At 68.2% G+C, this 12,548-nt stretch carries 12 protein-coding genes, 1 tRNA gene and 1 pseudogene; 3 read left to right on the forward strand and 11 right to left on the reverse strand.

Going from position 1 to position 12,548, the window contains the following annotated elements; all coding sequences use genetic code 11:
• Nucleotides 1-243: 243 nt before the first annotated feature.
• From AB0O76_RS01180 to AB0O76_RS01190, 3 genes and pseudogenes are all read right to left on the reverse strand, one after another.
• The gene (locus AB0O76_RS01180) at nt 244-546 is read right to left on the reverse strand and encodes a hypothetical protein (protein ID WP_365483649.1); all 303 of its coding nucleotides are present in this window, start codon (nt 544-546) and stop codon (nt 244-246) included.
• A gap of 163 nt (nt 547-709) precedes the next feature.
• Nucleotides 710-1,636, reverse strand: coding sequence for a transcriptional regulator (locus AB0O76_RS01185; RefSeq protein ID WP_365484458.1), 927 nt, complete (start codon nt 1,634-1,636; stop codon nt 710-712).
• 131 nt (nt 1,637-1,767) lie between these two features.
• A pseudogene (locus AB0O76_RS01190) lies at nt 1,768-1,914 on the reverse strand (helix-turn-helix domain-containing protein); the annotation flags it as partial.
• A gap of 890 nt (nt 1,915-2,804) precedes the next feature.
• On the opposite strand from AB0O76_RS01190, the gene AB0O76_RS01195 reads away from it, so the two are divergent.
• Nucleotides 2,805-3,122 (forward strand): helix-turn-helix domain-containing protein, encoded by a 318-nt coding sequence (locus AB0O76_RS01195; RefSeq protein ID WP_365484418.1) that lies wholly within the window; start codon nt 2,805-2,807, stop codon nt 3,120-3,122.
• A 33-nt stretch (nt 3,123-3,155) separates the two neighbouring features.
• Nucleotides 3,156-4,799 (forward strand): tyrosine-type recombinase/integrase, encoded by a 1,644-nt coding sequence (locus AB0O76_RS01200; RefSeq protein ID WP_365483652.1) that lies wholly within the window; start codon nt 3,156-3,158, stop codon nt 4,797-4,799.
• A gap of 272 nt (nt 4,800-5,071) precedes the next feature.
• Here the strand turns inward: AB0O76_RS01200 and AB0O76_RS01205 are convergent.
• The 6 genes from AB0O76_RS01205 to ehuB all read right to left on the reverse strand — a co-directional run bounded on the left by AB0O76_RS01205 (nt 5,072) and on the right by ehuB (nt 9,238).
• Nucleotides 5,072-5,145 (reverse strand) — tRNA-Lys (locus AB0O76_RS01205).
• Nucleotides 5,146-5,229: 84 nt separating this feature from the next.
• Entirely contained in the window at nt 5,230-5,988 is a 759-nt protein-coding gene (locus AB0O76_RS01210) for an IclR family transcriptional regulator C-terminal domain-containing protein (protein ID WP_365483655.1), read from the reverse strand.
• A 188-nt stretch (nt 5,989-6,176) separates the two neighbouring features.
• Nucleotides 6,177-6,992 (reverse strand): ectoine/hydroxyectoine ABC transporter ATP-binding protein EhuA, encoded by an 816-nt coding sequence (gene ehuA / locus AB0O76_RS01215; RefSeq protein WP_365483658.1) that lies wholly within the window; start codon nt 6,990-6,992, stop codon nt 6,177-6,179.
• Nucleotides 6,982-7,647, reverse strand: a complete 666-nt coding sequence (gene ehuD / locus AB0O76_RS01220) for an ectoine/hydroxyectoine ABC transporter permease subunit EhuD (protein ID WP_365483662.1) — start codon at nt 7,645-7,647, stop codon at nt 6,982-6,984. The genes ehuA and ehuD overlap by 11 nt, the downstream gene beginning before the upstream one ends.
• Entirely contained in the window at nt 7,647-8,384 is a 738-nt protein-coding gene (gene ehuC, locus AB0O76_RS01225) for an ectoine/hydroxyectoine ABC transporter permease subunit EhuC (protein ID WP_365483665.1), read from the reverse strand. Before ehuC ends, ehuD begins: the two co-directional genes overlap by 1 nt.
• Nucleotides 8,381-9,238, reverse strand: a complete 858-nt coding sequence (ehuB, locus tag AB0O76_RS01230; RefSeq protein WP_365483668.1) for an ectoine/hydroxyectoine ABC transporter substrate-binding protein EhuB — start codon at nt 9,236-9,238, stop codon at nt 8,381-8,383. The genes ehuC and ehuB overlap by 4 nt, the downstream gene beginning before the upstream one ends.
• A 190-nt stretch (nt 9,239-9,428) precedes the next feature.
• On the opposite strand from ehuB, the gene AB0O76_RS01235 reads away from it, so the two are divergent.
• Nucleotides 9,429-9,929 carry a DUF3830 family protein gene (locus tag AB0O76_RS01235; RefSeq protein ID WP_365483671.1) on the forward strand — a complete coding sequence of 167 codons (501 nt, stop codon included), beginning with the start codon at nt 9,429-9,431 and terminating at the stop codon, nt 9,927-9,929.
• Between the two features lie 3 nt (nt 9,930-9,932).
• On the opposite strand, the gene AB0O76_RS01240 is transcribed toward AB0O76_RS01235, so the two are convergent.
• Together AB0O76_RS01240 and AB0O76_RS01245 are read right to left on the reverse strand one after the other, a co-directional pair.
• Nucleotides 9,933-11,336, reverse strand: coding sequence for an amidase (locus AB0O76_RS01240; RefSeq protein WP_365483674.1), 1,404 nt, complete (start codon nt 11,334-11,336; stop codon nt 9,933-9,935).
• Nucleotides 11,337-11,381: 45 nt separating this feature from the next.
• Nucleotides 11,382-12,350, reverse strand: a complete 969-nt coding sequence (locus tag AB0O76_RS01245) for a D-2-hydroxyacid dehydrogenase (RefSeq protein WP_365483677.1) — start codon at nt 12,348-12,350, stop codon at nt 11,382-11,384.
• Between the last annotated feature and the right edge of the window lie 198 nt (nt 12,351-12,548).

A 12,548-nucleotide genomic window follows, 5' to 3' on the forward strand; every position in this document is an offset into this window, starting at 1 on the left:
TAGCTGTGGTGCACATCATGAGCAATGCTGTGGCTGGTATTCGGCCTTCAACACCCCTGGGATTATTCGGGTGTTGAAGGCCGGAGGGGAAAGATGTGACCATCCATGCACAATCGACTGCAAATCTCAGGCGGCCTGCAACGGTCAGTCTTCGTGGCCAACTATTCGGCAAGCTTCTGACCTGCTTGTTACGAAGTGCGGCGAGGGCGGTAGATCTGCTGCCTGTGACCGCCTATGGGCTAGTCATCGTGAGGGTGGCTCGTCGGAGACTGGTAGGCGCGCTCCCCTGCTGTCGGCGATCCGCTTTACGTCACGCAGAGTTTCGCTCAATCTGGCTACGGCGAAGCGGAGTTGATCGTGCGTTGCCTTGGGTTCGTCGAGCAGGTCATGGATGTGGTCGAGGAGTTCACCGGCCATGCCGAGCTGAACGGATTCGATGGTGTCGGCGACGTGGGACACGTACCCGGTTCCGTCGCCGACGAGGTAGCAGGGGTTGCCTTCCGGGGTGGTCCACGGCAGGAGCCGCGTTGTCCGCGTCTTGTCCATTACGCGGTCACCTCGGCTCCGTGGATCAGGCGCGGCCCGTTGTCGATATGTCGGCGCTCCTGGGCAGCGTTGGCCACACCCCGGGCAGTTTCACCACCCCGCCGGGGTCTGGGCTTCATGGTGCTGCCGCGCGCGCTGAGTGAGTTTCACGGTTTGTGAAACTTCACGTGATGCCGATCCATGAGGCGAATCCCGTCAGGGACTGTTTGCTGTACCGCTCCAGATGGATCAATGTCTGGATGGCTTCCCGTACTTGGGGGTGATTGCGGGTCTGCTCGGGGGCTACTTTTCGTGCTGCCTGGAGGGCAGCGAATGCCTTGTCGCGGTTTCCGTTGTCGAGCCAGCCCTTCGCGGCATCCAGGTACCAGTGGCCGGCCCGGACGGGGGCGACGTGCGCGGGCAGGCGGGTGTGCTGGGTCTGGTGGGCGACCTCTGCTCCGTCGTGCATTTCCACGGCGACGGCGAGGCGGTGCATGGCGACGTTGGTCGGGCCGAACTCCAGGCCGTAGTGGTTGCTGTCCCGTCCCAGGAGGCACGCGGCGTCCGCTGCGGCGTCGAGGTGGGCTCGGGCCGTGGGTGCGTTGCCTGCCCGTGCGGCGAACATGGCGGAGCGCAGGTGCACAGAGCCGTGCACGCTCAGTGTCGGGGCGTTCATGGCCGTGATGTCTCCGCCCAGCTCGTGCCGCACTTGGTCCAGGAGCCGCATGCCGCGGTCGTAGGCGGCGGCTTGGAGGAACAAGGTTGCGCGCTGCCATTGGGTACGGCCGACGCGCAGCGGATCGTGCGACTCGCGTGCCGCCCACTGGATGCGGTCCATTGCCTGGGAGCGCAGGTCGAAGAGTCCAACGGCGTAGGCGATGGCGGTCACACCGCTGTACGTCTCCGCGAGCAGGCCGAACAGGCGCTCCTGATCCGGCCCTTGGGCGGTGTGGCAGGCGGCGGCCAGTTCGTCGAGCAGGGGCGGCAGCATGTGGCCGAGCCTGGCGTACTGGGCTTTGCGGCCGAGAGCGGAGGCGCGGAAGACGTCGGCGGCCAGTTCGTCGAAGGAGCGGATGGGGAGGTCCTCGTCGGGCACGTCCCACGACAGCATGGACCTCTGGATGTCCGGATGGTCGCGTGTACGCGGCCGCGCTGGGGGTCCTCGTACGGCTGACCAGTGAGTTGTTCGAGGCGGACACCGAGGGCACGGGCGGCGCCAGCGGTCAGGGACGGGGTGGCGGGTTTATGACCGCGCTCCACTTGCGCGATGAGCGACTTCGAGCAGGGGATGCGTTGGGCGAGCTGGAGTTGGCTCAGGGCGCGGGCCTTGCGGGCTTGCGCGATGCGTCGCCCGATGCGCTCGCCTGTGGTGTCGCTGGCGTACGGCATCCCGGAATCCCTTCGGATCTGGACACTTCGACGGTACCGCTGCCTGCGGCCCGGCTGCCGGGGATCGCTGCTGCTGGGCTGTCGGGCTTTCGCACGGGGATGGTCGATCTGGCCGGTTGCCTGTCTGCGATCCCGTCTCCCGTCCCGTCATGGGAGTCCCGTCCGGGGTCCCGCTTGGATGGGAGCACCCCCGCAGTGGTATACGGGTAGGTCACGTGGGGACCCGTCATGGTGGATGGGGCCAGCCTGCATATCGGTACAAGTCTCTGTCCCGATTTGCTCGTTGCGGCGGGCGGGCTCTGCGTGCTTGTGGTGCCTGCAGGCGTCGTACGCGGTGGCGGCTTCTGCCGGGGTGGTGATACCGGAGTTGTCCCTCTACTGGCTCGCTGTCGTTTGCCCTGTCGTACCGGGTGCCGTTTCCGCTGTCGCTTCTGTGTACGCGCTGGGATGCGACACCCCTGTGGTGGCTATGAGTACAGGTCAGGGGCCCCGCGAGCCGGTAGTGGGCGAGGCCGACCGTATATCGGTGCAGCCACAGCATCCCGATTCCACTGCCCTGCCGGGCGGCACCCAGCCGGTGTGCGACATGGCCATGGCCTGCCCAGGGTCGCTACGGCCCAGCCGGGGCCACATTCCTGCCTCTGTCGCCCTGTTGTCGGCCGATGGGCCCCTGTTGGCACAGCCTGGATGCACCCTTTCGTTGGGCGGGTGAGGGGCGGGCGGATATCGGGGTGGTCAGCCCGATAGCGGAGCGCCGGGCGCTGGATCGGTTGGCACGATCGGCGCCGGAATTCTCCATAGAGAGTGTCATGTGTTCTCGGATCTCTGTGGTGTGAGGGGGAGTTGTGATTGAGGCGTTGACCGAGGCTGAGGTGCTGGGGCTGCCGGTGATGGTGGATGTGCCGACGGCAGCGAAGGTATTGGGAATCGGGCGGACCACTGCGAATCAGTTGGTGCGTGAGGGGCGTTTCCCGTGTCGGCTGGTGCGCGTCGGTGGGTTGTGGCGTGTGCCCACTGCTGGGCTGCGGGAACTGCTCGGCGTGTCCGGGATGGCGGATGCCGCTGTGGGACACCCACATGGGTCGACTCCCGCACAACCGCTGGCGCTTGATGCGGAGCCGGAGCGTGGATCGACGTGTCCGCCAGCGGATTCCACCACCGCGGGCCGGGTCGTGCTGATGCCCGGCCGCCGTGTGGGGGACCGCTGAACTCCTTCCTCGTACGCAAGGGAGCAGATCCTCGTGAAGGGTTCGATCTTCAAGCGCTGCGGCTGCAGCGTCCCCGCCCTCGACAAGAAGACCGGCCAGCCGCTCACCGACTCCGACGGCCGCCCCAAGCAGCGGCAGCTGGGCCGGTCTTGCCCGAAGCTACGGCGCCGAAACCGGGCCTGGTCGCGCGAACACGGCACCTGGTACGTGCTGTTGAACCTGCCGCCGATCCCCGGTGCCCCGGCCCAGCGAGTCCGCCAGGGCGGCCTGGCCTCCCACACGGAAGCCGAGCAGCTCCTCAACGACGTGCACCATCTGCTGGCCCTGGCCCTGGCCCTGGCCCTGGCCCCGAAGGCCGACCATCCCGGCCATGCCCGCACCACGATCGTCGGTCTGATCAACGAGGCGCTCAAGACCCGCCGTCCGCTGCCCGCGTATGACGTGCTGCGGCGCAAGGTGCTGTTCGGGCAGCCACTGGACGAGCAGATGACCGTCGGCGAGTGGCTCGCCGAGTGGCTCACCGCCAAGGCCGATCTGCGCGCCACCACGCGCCGCTCCAACGAGTCCCATCTGCGCCTCTACCTGATCCCGTACCTGGGCGAGGTTCAGCTCGACCGGCTCCGCGTCGCCCATGTGCAGGCGATGTTCGCCGTGATCGACGACCACAACGACGAGATCAACGAGAACAACGCCGCTCGCCACTCCCTCACCGACACCGCCAGCCAGGCGTGGCAAGCCGGCGAATGGGAGGCAGCCCGCGCCGCTCGCAAGAAACTGGCCGAACTCTCGCCCCACGCAAGGCCGATCGGTGCGGCCGGGAAGCAGTCCGTGCGGGCCACCCTGCGCGCGGCCCTGGCGGACGCGCAGGCCCAGCAGCTGATCCAGGTCAACATCGCCAAGCTCGTCAAACTCCCCTCCGCCAAGCGCCCCAGGGCGCTGGTGTGGACGCCGGAGCGGATCCGGGCCTCGCGCGAGACGGATGAGCGGCCGTCGCCGGTGATGGTGTGGGATGCCGCGCACACGACCGCGTTCCTCACCCGCGCCCGCACCCACACACAGCTCCGCCCGCTGTTCCACTTGATCGCCTTCACCGGGCTGCGCCGGGGTGAGGCGTGTGGGCTGCGCTGGGCCGACTGCGATCTGGAAGCGGCCGCACTGCAGATCCGCTCGCAGATCGTGCAGCTCGGCTGGAAGGTCGAAACCGGCGTACCGAAGTCGGACGCGGGGGAGCGGACCATCGCCCTCGACACGGCCACCGTCGCGGTCCTGGCCGCGCACCGCCGACGTCAGATGAAGCAGCGCATCGGGAAGGGCCCGAAGTGGGTCAACACCGGGCTCGTGTTCACCGGCGACGACGGCACTCCGCTCCATCCCGCATGGGTGACCGGACAGTTCCAACAACTCGTCCGCGAGGCCGATCTCCCGCCGATCCGGCTGCACGATCTGCGCCACGGCGCCGCCACCCACGCCCTGTCCGCCGGGGTCGACGCGAAGGTGGTCCAGGAGATGCTCGGCCACTCCTCCTCGACGATCACCCGCGATACGTACACCTCCGTCGTGGACGAGGTGAAACACCACGCCGCCGGAGCCCTCGCCCGGATCTTCCTCGCCGCCGGACTCCAGCAATCCGTACACCCCGACCACGCGGTCCGGCCTCTGCCCACGCGGAAGCCGTAGCCCTTGGCGACCCACCGGAACCACGCAGCGCCGGGGTCTCGTCATCTCCCACCGAGGCGGGACCCGGCGCCGCTCTGTCCACGGCCAGACTCAATAGTTCCGTACAAATGCAGCGAAACCATCGAAAGGTCACGCCCAGCTGATGCCTCCACCGACGCATCTCCGGCACACGGACCCATCCCGGACCCATACGTGATCACCCAGCCGCCAGGCATGCGAAAGGGGCTCCCCGGAAAACCGAGAAGCCCCACGTCAGCGAATAATTCGCAAAGTGCGCCGCCAGGGACTCGAACCCCGGACCCGCTGATTAAGAGTCAGCTGCTCTAACCAACTGAGCTAGCGGCGCCTGCTGACTCAAAAATAATACCTGGTCCCGGAGGGTGCTCCGGACCGCGCCGGACGGTCCCCGGCGGCGGCCCCGGCGCCGCCCCTAGATCGCAAGGGAGAGCAGCACCGGCGCCGCCCCGCGATTCAGCGTGTCCGCGGCCTCCCGCAGCCGGTGCGCGTGCTCCACCGGGAGGGAGAGGGCGAGGCAGCCGACCGCGGAGCCCGCGGTGATGGGGACGGCGGCGCAGACCGTGCCGACCGCGTACTCCTGGAGGTCGAGGACGGGGACCGTCGCCGGCTGGGCGGCGAGGCGGTTGAGCAGCACCCGCTCGTTCGTGATCGTCCGCGAGGTGAGGCGGGCCATCTTGTGGCGGGAGAGGTGGTCGCGTCGGCCGTTCAGGTCGAGCTGGGTCAGCAGGCTCTTGCCGACCGCGCTGGCGTGCGCCGACGACCGGAAGTCCACCCACTCGTTGACCTTGGGCGTGCCGGGGCCGTCCGCGAAGTCGGTGATCTTGATTTCGCCGTCCTCGTACCGGCTGATGTAGACGGCGGCGCCGATCGTGTCGCGGAGGCCGTCCAGGGTCTCCTTGAGCTTCTGCCGCAGGGCCTGGTCGCGGCGGTGGGCCGAGCCGAGGCGGTTGAGGGATTCTCCGGTGACGTACGCACCGTCGGTGATCTGCTCGACGTAACCCTCGCGGCGCAGCATCCGCAGCAGGGTGGTCAGCTGCGGCGCGGGAAGGCCGGTCTGGCGGGCGAGTTCGGTGTCGGTCACTCCGGCTCCCCGCCGGGCGACGATCTCAAGCACTCGCAGTGCGCTCTGCACCGAGTGCTGTGGCGTGGTCGGCTCATGCTTCAGCGCCACGGCTTCCCCCTGCATGGAACGGTTCCGGACAGCTGGGCTCCGTCCCACGATAGCCGCCAAGAGCCGGATAAGGAGCGGCTGTTGGGAAGATTGGTGGCGCGCTCCGGCCCTCTCAGCAGGAGCGCGCCACCCTGGCATATGCCAGAGTCACCACCCAAGGCCATAGCCTGGGCAATTACAGTGGGGAGTCACAGGACTGCGCTGAGGAACTCGCGGGTCCGCTCGTGCTCGGGTTCGGTGAAGATCTTCTCCGGGGTCCCGGATTCGATGACCCGGCCCGAGTCGAACATCAGGACCTGGTCCGAAATGTCACGGGCGAAGTTCATCTCGTGGGTCACGCAGAGCATCGTGATGTCCGTGGTGTGCGCGATGTCCCTGAGGACGTCGAGGACACCGGCCACCAGCTCCGGGTCGAGCGCGGACGTGACCTCGTCGAGGAGCAGCACCTGCGGGCGCATCGCCAGGGCGCGGGCGATGGCGACGCGCTGCTGCTGGCCGCCGGAGAGCTGGTTCGGGTACTTGTCGATGTGCTCGGTGAGCCCGACCAGCTCCAGAAGCCCGCGGGCCCGCTCCTCGGCCTCGTCCTTGGACAGGCCGAGCACGGTGACCGGGGCCTCCGTGATGTTGCGCAGCACCTTCATGTTCGGGAAGAGGTTGAACTGCTGGAAGACCATCCCGATGTTCTTGCGGACCTCGCGGACGTACTTCTCGCTCGCCGGGACGAGCTTGCCGTTCTTCTCCTCGTGGGTGAGATAACGGCCGCCGACCTTGATGGTGCCCTCCTCGGGCTTCATCAGGGTCATGAGCAGCCGCAGGATCGTGGTCTTGCCGGATCCGGACGGGCCGATCAGCGTGACGTGCTTGCCCGAGTCCACCGAGAAGTCGAGCTCGTCCAGGACGGTGTTCGAGCCGAACCTCTTGGTGACCTTGTCGAAGCGGATCAGCTCGCTGCCGTCCACCGCCGGGTTGACCGTTTCCTTGTTGGTGGTGTTCTCAGACGACAAGACGACGCTCCAGGGCTCGGATGAGGAGGGAGGCGGGATAGGCGATGAGGATGAAGGCGATGCCGATGACGGTCAGCGGCTCGGTGTACTGGAAGGTCTCCGCGGCCTGCAGTCGCGAGCGCTGCAGCAGCTCCAGGACGCCGATGCTGGCGATCAGCGGGGTGTCCTTCAGCATCGCGATGACGTAGTTGCCGAGCGCGGGGACCACGCGGCGGATGGCCTGCGGCAGGATCACCGCGGTCCAGGTGTGGCGGTAGGGCAGGCTCAGCGCGGTGGCCGCCTCCCACTGCCCGGCGGGCACGGCCTCGATGCCCGCGCGGTAGACCTGCGCGGTGTACGTCGAGTAGTGCAGGCCGATCGCGATGATGCCGGTCGTCAGCGCGGAGAACTGGATGTCCCACTCCGGCAGCACGAAGAACAGGAAGAACAGCTGCACGAGCAGCGGAGTGTTGCGGATGAACTCCGTGATGATGCCGACCGGCCAGCGCACGAAGCGGCTGGGCGCGCGGAACGCGAGCGCCCACACCAGGCCGACCGAGAAGGAGATCAGCGAGCCGAGGGCGAGGATCTGCAGGGTGGTGAGCAGGCCGTCCCAGAAGTGCGGCATGAAGTCGGAGACCGCACCCCAGTCCCACTTGTCAGTACCGTTGTTCATCAGGCACCCCCTGAACCCTTCGGGAACTGTGAAACTTCCATCTCCTGACGCCAGTTGAGCCTGGACATCAAGCCCCGGGACTCGGTCTTCTGCCCGATCCCCGCCTTGGTCTTGCGCTCCAGAGAGCGCATCCCGCGCGTCAGCACGAACGCGATCACGAAGTAGATGACCAGGGTGATCGAGTAGATCTCCAGGCTCTCGGTGGTCGCAAGGCGCACCAGGTTCGCGGCGAAGGACACGTCACCGATGCCGAGCAGCGACACCAGGGCGGTGCCCTTGAGCAGCTCGACAAGCAGGTTCGAGAACGGCGGGATCATCTCCGGGATGGCCTGCGGCAGCAGGATCAGCCGCATCCGCTGCCACGGGGAGAAGCTCAGCGCGACCCCCGCCTCGCGCTGCGCCGGGGCGACCGAGTTGAGTGAGCCGCGCACGATCTCGGCGCCGTACGCACCGTAGGAGAGTCCGAGCGCGAGCACGGCCGCCCACATCGGGACCAGCGCCCAGCCGATCAGCTGCGGCAGGACGAAGAAGATCCAGAACATCAGCACCAGGGAAGAGGTGCCGCGGAAGACCTCGGTGTAGAAACCGGCCAGGAAGCGCACCGTGCGCAGCCGGTGGGTGCGCGCCATGCCGATGCCGAAGGAGACGGCTGTCGCGAGGGCCGCGCTGTAGATCGTCAGCTGGATGGTGATCCAGATACCGGGCAGAACCCAGTGTTCCCACAGTCCCGCTGTCATTTGCACAGCTCCTCTGCGGTCAGCGTGGTCATCTCGTCCTTCGTGAAGCCGAACGGCTTCAGGATCCGGAAGAGCTCGCCGCTCTTCTTCATCTTGTGGATCTCCACGTTGAAGGCGTCGCGCAGTTCCGTGTCGGTGGGCCGGAAGGTGAAGCCGCCGCCGTCGATCTGCTTCTCGCCCTTGACGACGGGCGCGAAGGCCTCGGTGGCCTCCGCCTTCTTGCTCTTGCGGACCACGCCGCGGCCGGTCAGCGCCGTGCCCGCGAAGAAGTCGATGCGGCCGGCCTCGACGGCGTTCATGCCGGCGACCGGGTCAGGGAAGATGGAGATGTCCCCCCGCTTGTATCCCGCGGCGACTCCGTATTCGATCTCCGCGTACGCGGGTCCCGTGCCCATCTTCGCCTTGGCCTTGAAGGCGTCCTGGTAGTTGAAGAGCTTCTTCGGGTTGCCCTTGGGGACGATGAAGGAGTCCAGCATCTGATACTCGGGGTCCGAGAAGATGACCTGCTGACAGCGCTCCTTGTTGATGTACATCCCCGCCGAGACCACATCGAACTGCTGCGTGGTCAGGCCCGGGATGAGCGAGCCGAACTCCGTCGCCACGGGCTGCACACTGTCGATCCCGAGGCGTTTGAAGATCAACTTGGCGAGTTCCACCGCCTCGCCGGTGAATTCTCCGTCCTCGTCGATGTACCCGTACGGCGCCTCACCCGCGATGCCGAGCCGCACCGTGCCCTGCGACTTCAGGCGCGCCAGCGTGTCGCCCGTGGGCACCTTGCTGCAGCCCGCGGCGCCGAGCGCGCCCACCGCGCCGATCGCAGCCGCTCCGAACAGGAGTGACCGCCGCCGGACCATGGCGTTCTTGGGTACCGCACTCGCTCCCGTGCCGTGTGTCCGGGCGCCCTCTGTCTCATTGCTCTCTGCGTCGTTCCAAAGTGGTGGAGCCATGGGCGCGCGGCTACCCGACTCGACACGAGATATGCGGGCCAATTTCGGCCCCTGATGCAATCGTTGTCCTCTTGACCCTGGGAGGAGCATGGGACACATGGCAGACCGATACATCGAAGTCTCCCTCGCCAAGCGGGGAGTTCAGTGCACGGCAAGGCTGCTCGACGACCGGGCCCCGATCACCTGCGCGGCGGTGTGGGACGCACTTCCTTTGAGCGAAGACGTCTATCACGCGAAGTACGCCCGCAATGAGATCTACGCCCTCTTTCCGGCTTTCGCGGACCGCGAGCCGCCCCTGGAGAACCCGACAGTCACCCCCATCCCCGGCGACCTCTGCTATTTCTCCTTCAACGGAACACAGCTGGGCACTCAGGCCTATGGGTACGAACCGGCCGCCGACGTCAAGGCAGGGGCGACCGTCGTCGACCTGGCCCTCTTCTACGAGCGCAACAACCTGCTCCTCAACGGCGACGTCGGCTGGGTCCCCGGCATCGTCTGGGGCCAGGTCGTCGAAGGCCTCGACCAGATGGCCGAGGCCTGCAACGACCTGTGGCGCGGGGGCGCGCAGGGGGAGACGCTGAACTTCCGCCGCGCCTGAAGGTCAGCTCACCGCGGGCGGCGCGATTCCCGCGCTGCCCGCCTCGTACAGCGCATGAGCCGCCCGAAGCACCAGCGCGTCCGCATGCCGCGCCGCCACGATCTGCACCCCGATCGGCAGGCCATCGCCGTCCACCCCGCAGGGCACCGTCGCCGCCGGCTGCTGCGTCATGTTGAAGGGGTACGTGAACGGCGTCCACCCCGTCCACCGGTGATGGCCGGAACCTTTCGGTACCTCCGCCCCCGCCTCGAAGGCGGTGATCGGCAGCGTGGGCGTGACGAGCAGGTCGTACGTCGAGTGGAAACGGCCCATCCGGCGGCCGAGATCCATCCGTACGTCGACCGCCGCGAGGTAATCGAGCGCGCTGTACCGGGCGCCCCGATCGCAGATCTCCCGCAGCCCCGGGTCGAGCAACTCCCGCTGTGCGGACGACAGATGCTGCGTCACCCGTGCCGCGCCGCTGAACCACAGGGTGTGGAAGGCCTCCACCGGTTCCGAGAAGTCGGGGTCGGTCTCTTCGACGTACGCTCCCTGCGCGGCCAGCGACTCCACCGCGCGCCGCACCGCCGACGCGACCGCGGGCCGCACCGCCACCTGGCCGCCGAGCGCGGGCGAGTAGGCGATGCGCAGACCGCGTACGCCGCCTTCGATTCCCGCCCGGAAACTGCCTGCCACCGGGCCGAGTTGGGACCAGTCGCGCCAGTCGGGGCCGCTGATGACGTCCATCAGGAGCGCCGCGTCCGCCGCGTCCCGCGTCATCGGCCCGACGTGCGCGAGGGTGCCGAACGCCGATGCGGGATACAGCGGCACCCTTCCGTACGTCGGCTTCAGCGCGAAGATCCCGCAGAACGCGCCAGGGATCCGCACCGAGCCGCCGCCGTCCGTGCCCAGGGACACCGGCGCGGCGCCGTACGCCACGGCGGCCGCGCTGCCGCCGCTCGATCCGCCGGCGGTGCGCGTGTGGTCGTAAGGGTTACGGGTGACCCCGCTCCGCGGGCTGTCCGTGACGCCCTTCCAGCCGAACTCGGGCGTCGTCGTCTTGCCGATGAACACCGCGCCGTGCTCCCGCAGCCGGGCCACCGAAGGCGCGTCCTCGTCCCAACTCCCCTCCGTACGGACAGTCTTGGAGCCCCGCAGGGTGGGCCCGCCGCGCTGAAGCAGGAGGTCCTTGACCGAGACCGGAACCCCGTCCACCAGACCCCGTGGCTCGCCCCGCCGCCACCGCTCCGCACTCGCGTCGGCCGCCGCGATCGCCTCGTCGGCGTCGATGCGCACGAAGGCGTTCACGGCGGGCTGCACCTCCTCGGCCCTGCGCAGCGCGGCCCGTGTCGCGTCGACCGGGCTGAATTCGCCCTTCCGGTAGCCGTCGACGAGTTGTACGGCGGAGAGATCCGTGAGCTCGGTCATGCACGCACGCTCCTCAGGACAGAGGGAAGGGGGGTCGGGCAGCGATCAATGCCCCGGTACATACCCACGTTTCTTGTCGACCACGTTGGACAGGGGCCGCCCGGCCGCCCACTCCTCGTACAACTCGACGAACTGCGCGCCCAGTTCATCGCGCCAGCCGACCGTGTCCCCGCTCATGTGCGGCGACACGATGAGCCCCGGCGCCGTCCACAGCGGGCTGTCCGCCGGCAGCGGCTCGTGCTCGAAGACGTCGAGCGCCGCGCCCGCGATCCACCGCTTCGACAGGGCGGCCGCGAGATCGTCCTCGACGACGAGCGCACCGCGCCCGATGTTGATGAAGCGCGCGGAGGGCTGCATCATGCCGAACCGCCGCCCGTCGAACATGCCGCGCGTGGCGTCCGTCAGCGGCGCCGCGCAGATCACCCAGTCGGCGCGCGCCATGAGCCGGTCGAGCTCCTCCGCGCCGTGCACGCCGTGCTGCGCCTTGCGGCCGACCAGCGCCGTGATGATCCCCAGCGCCTTCAGCGTACGGACGATCGCGTGCCCGATCGGGCCCGAACCCACTACGCACGCGCGCGTGCGGGCGACCCGCTGGGACTCGCGGTGCCGCCAGGTGCGCTCGCCCTGGAGGCGGAGGGTGTGCGGCAGGTCCTTGGCCATCGCGAGGACGAGCGCGGCCACGTACTCGGCGATCGGCTGGTCGAAGACGCCCCGGGCGTTGGTGACCACGGTGTCGGACGCGGCCAGTTCGGGGCACATGAGGCGGTCCACACCCGCGCTCGCGGCGTGCACCCAGCGCGGTCTCGGACCCTCGCCGGGCCAGGCCTCACGGACGGCGTCCGAGAGGAAGTCCCAGACCAGCAGCACATCGGCGAGTGGCAGTTGCTCCGCCAGGGTGTCCGCGTCCGCGTGCAGGATCCGGGCGCGCCCGGTGAGGCTGCCGAGGCGGGGCGGCGGGGCGGGGGGTGGGGCGTCGAGGACGAGGACGGTGGTGGCTGCCGACGAGTCGGTCATGGCGGCGGGCGTCGCATCGGCTGTCGCATGGGGCGTCTGGGGTGTCGAATCGGACATCGGGGAGAAACCGTTTCGCAATGAGAGTCCGCTTCCCTGAGATACGTGTCGGCCAGGGCCGTCTGAGATGCGCGGATTGACCACGCTCGCACCTGAAACTACCTTCGTCAACAGAGGTGCTCTATCACAAGCACCCCATAA

The organism is Streptomyces sp. NPDC086554 (assembly GCF_040686095.1).
Taxonomy (GTDB): domain Bacteria; phylum Actinomycetota; class Actinomycetes; order Streptomycetales; family Streptomycetaceae; genus Streptomyces.

Bases quoted from the DNA above. Each gene is read 5' to 3' on its own strand.
- AB0O76_RS01180 (WP_365483649.1), bottom strand. From the start codon at position 546: ATGGACAAGACGCGGACAACGCGGCTCCTGCCGTGGACCACCCCGGAA.
- AB0O76_RS01185 (WP_365484458.1), bottom strand. From the start codon at position 1,636: ATGCTGTCGTGGGACGTGCCCGACGAGGACCTCCCCATCCGCTCCTTC.
- AB0O76_RS01195 (WP_365484418.1), top strand. From the start codon at position 2,805: ATGGTGGATGTGCCGACGGCAGCGAAGGTATTGGGAATCGGGCGGACC.
- ehuD (WP_365483662.1), bottom strand. From the start codon at position 7,647: ATGAACAACGGTACTGACAAGTGGGACTGGGGTGCGGTCTCCGACTTC.
- ehuC (WP_365483665.1), bottom strand. From the start codon at position 8,384: ATGACAGCGGGACTGTGGGAACACTGGGTTCTGCCCGGTATCTGGATC.
- ehuB (WP_365483668.1), bottom strand. From the start codon at position 9,238: ATGGTCCGGCGGCGGTCACTCCTGTTCGGAGCGGCTGCGATCGGCGCG.
- AB0O76_RS01235 (WP_365483671.1), top strand. From the start codon at position 9,429: ATGGCAGACCGATACATCGAAGTCTCCCTCGCCAAGCGGGGAGTTCAG.
- AB0O76_RS01240 (WP_365483674.1), bottom strand. From the start codon at position 11,336: ATGACCGAGCTCACGGATCTCTCCGCCGTACAACTCGTCGACGGCTAC.
- AB0O76_RS01245 (WP_365483677.1), bottom strand. From the start codon at position 12,350: ATGACCGACTCGTCGGCAGCCACCACCGTCCTCGTCCTCGACGCCCCA.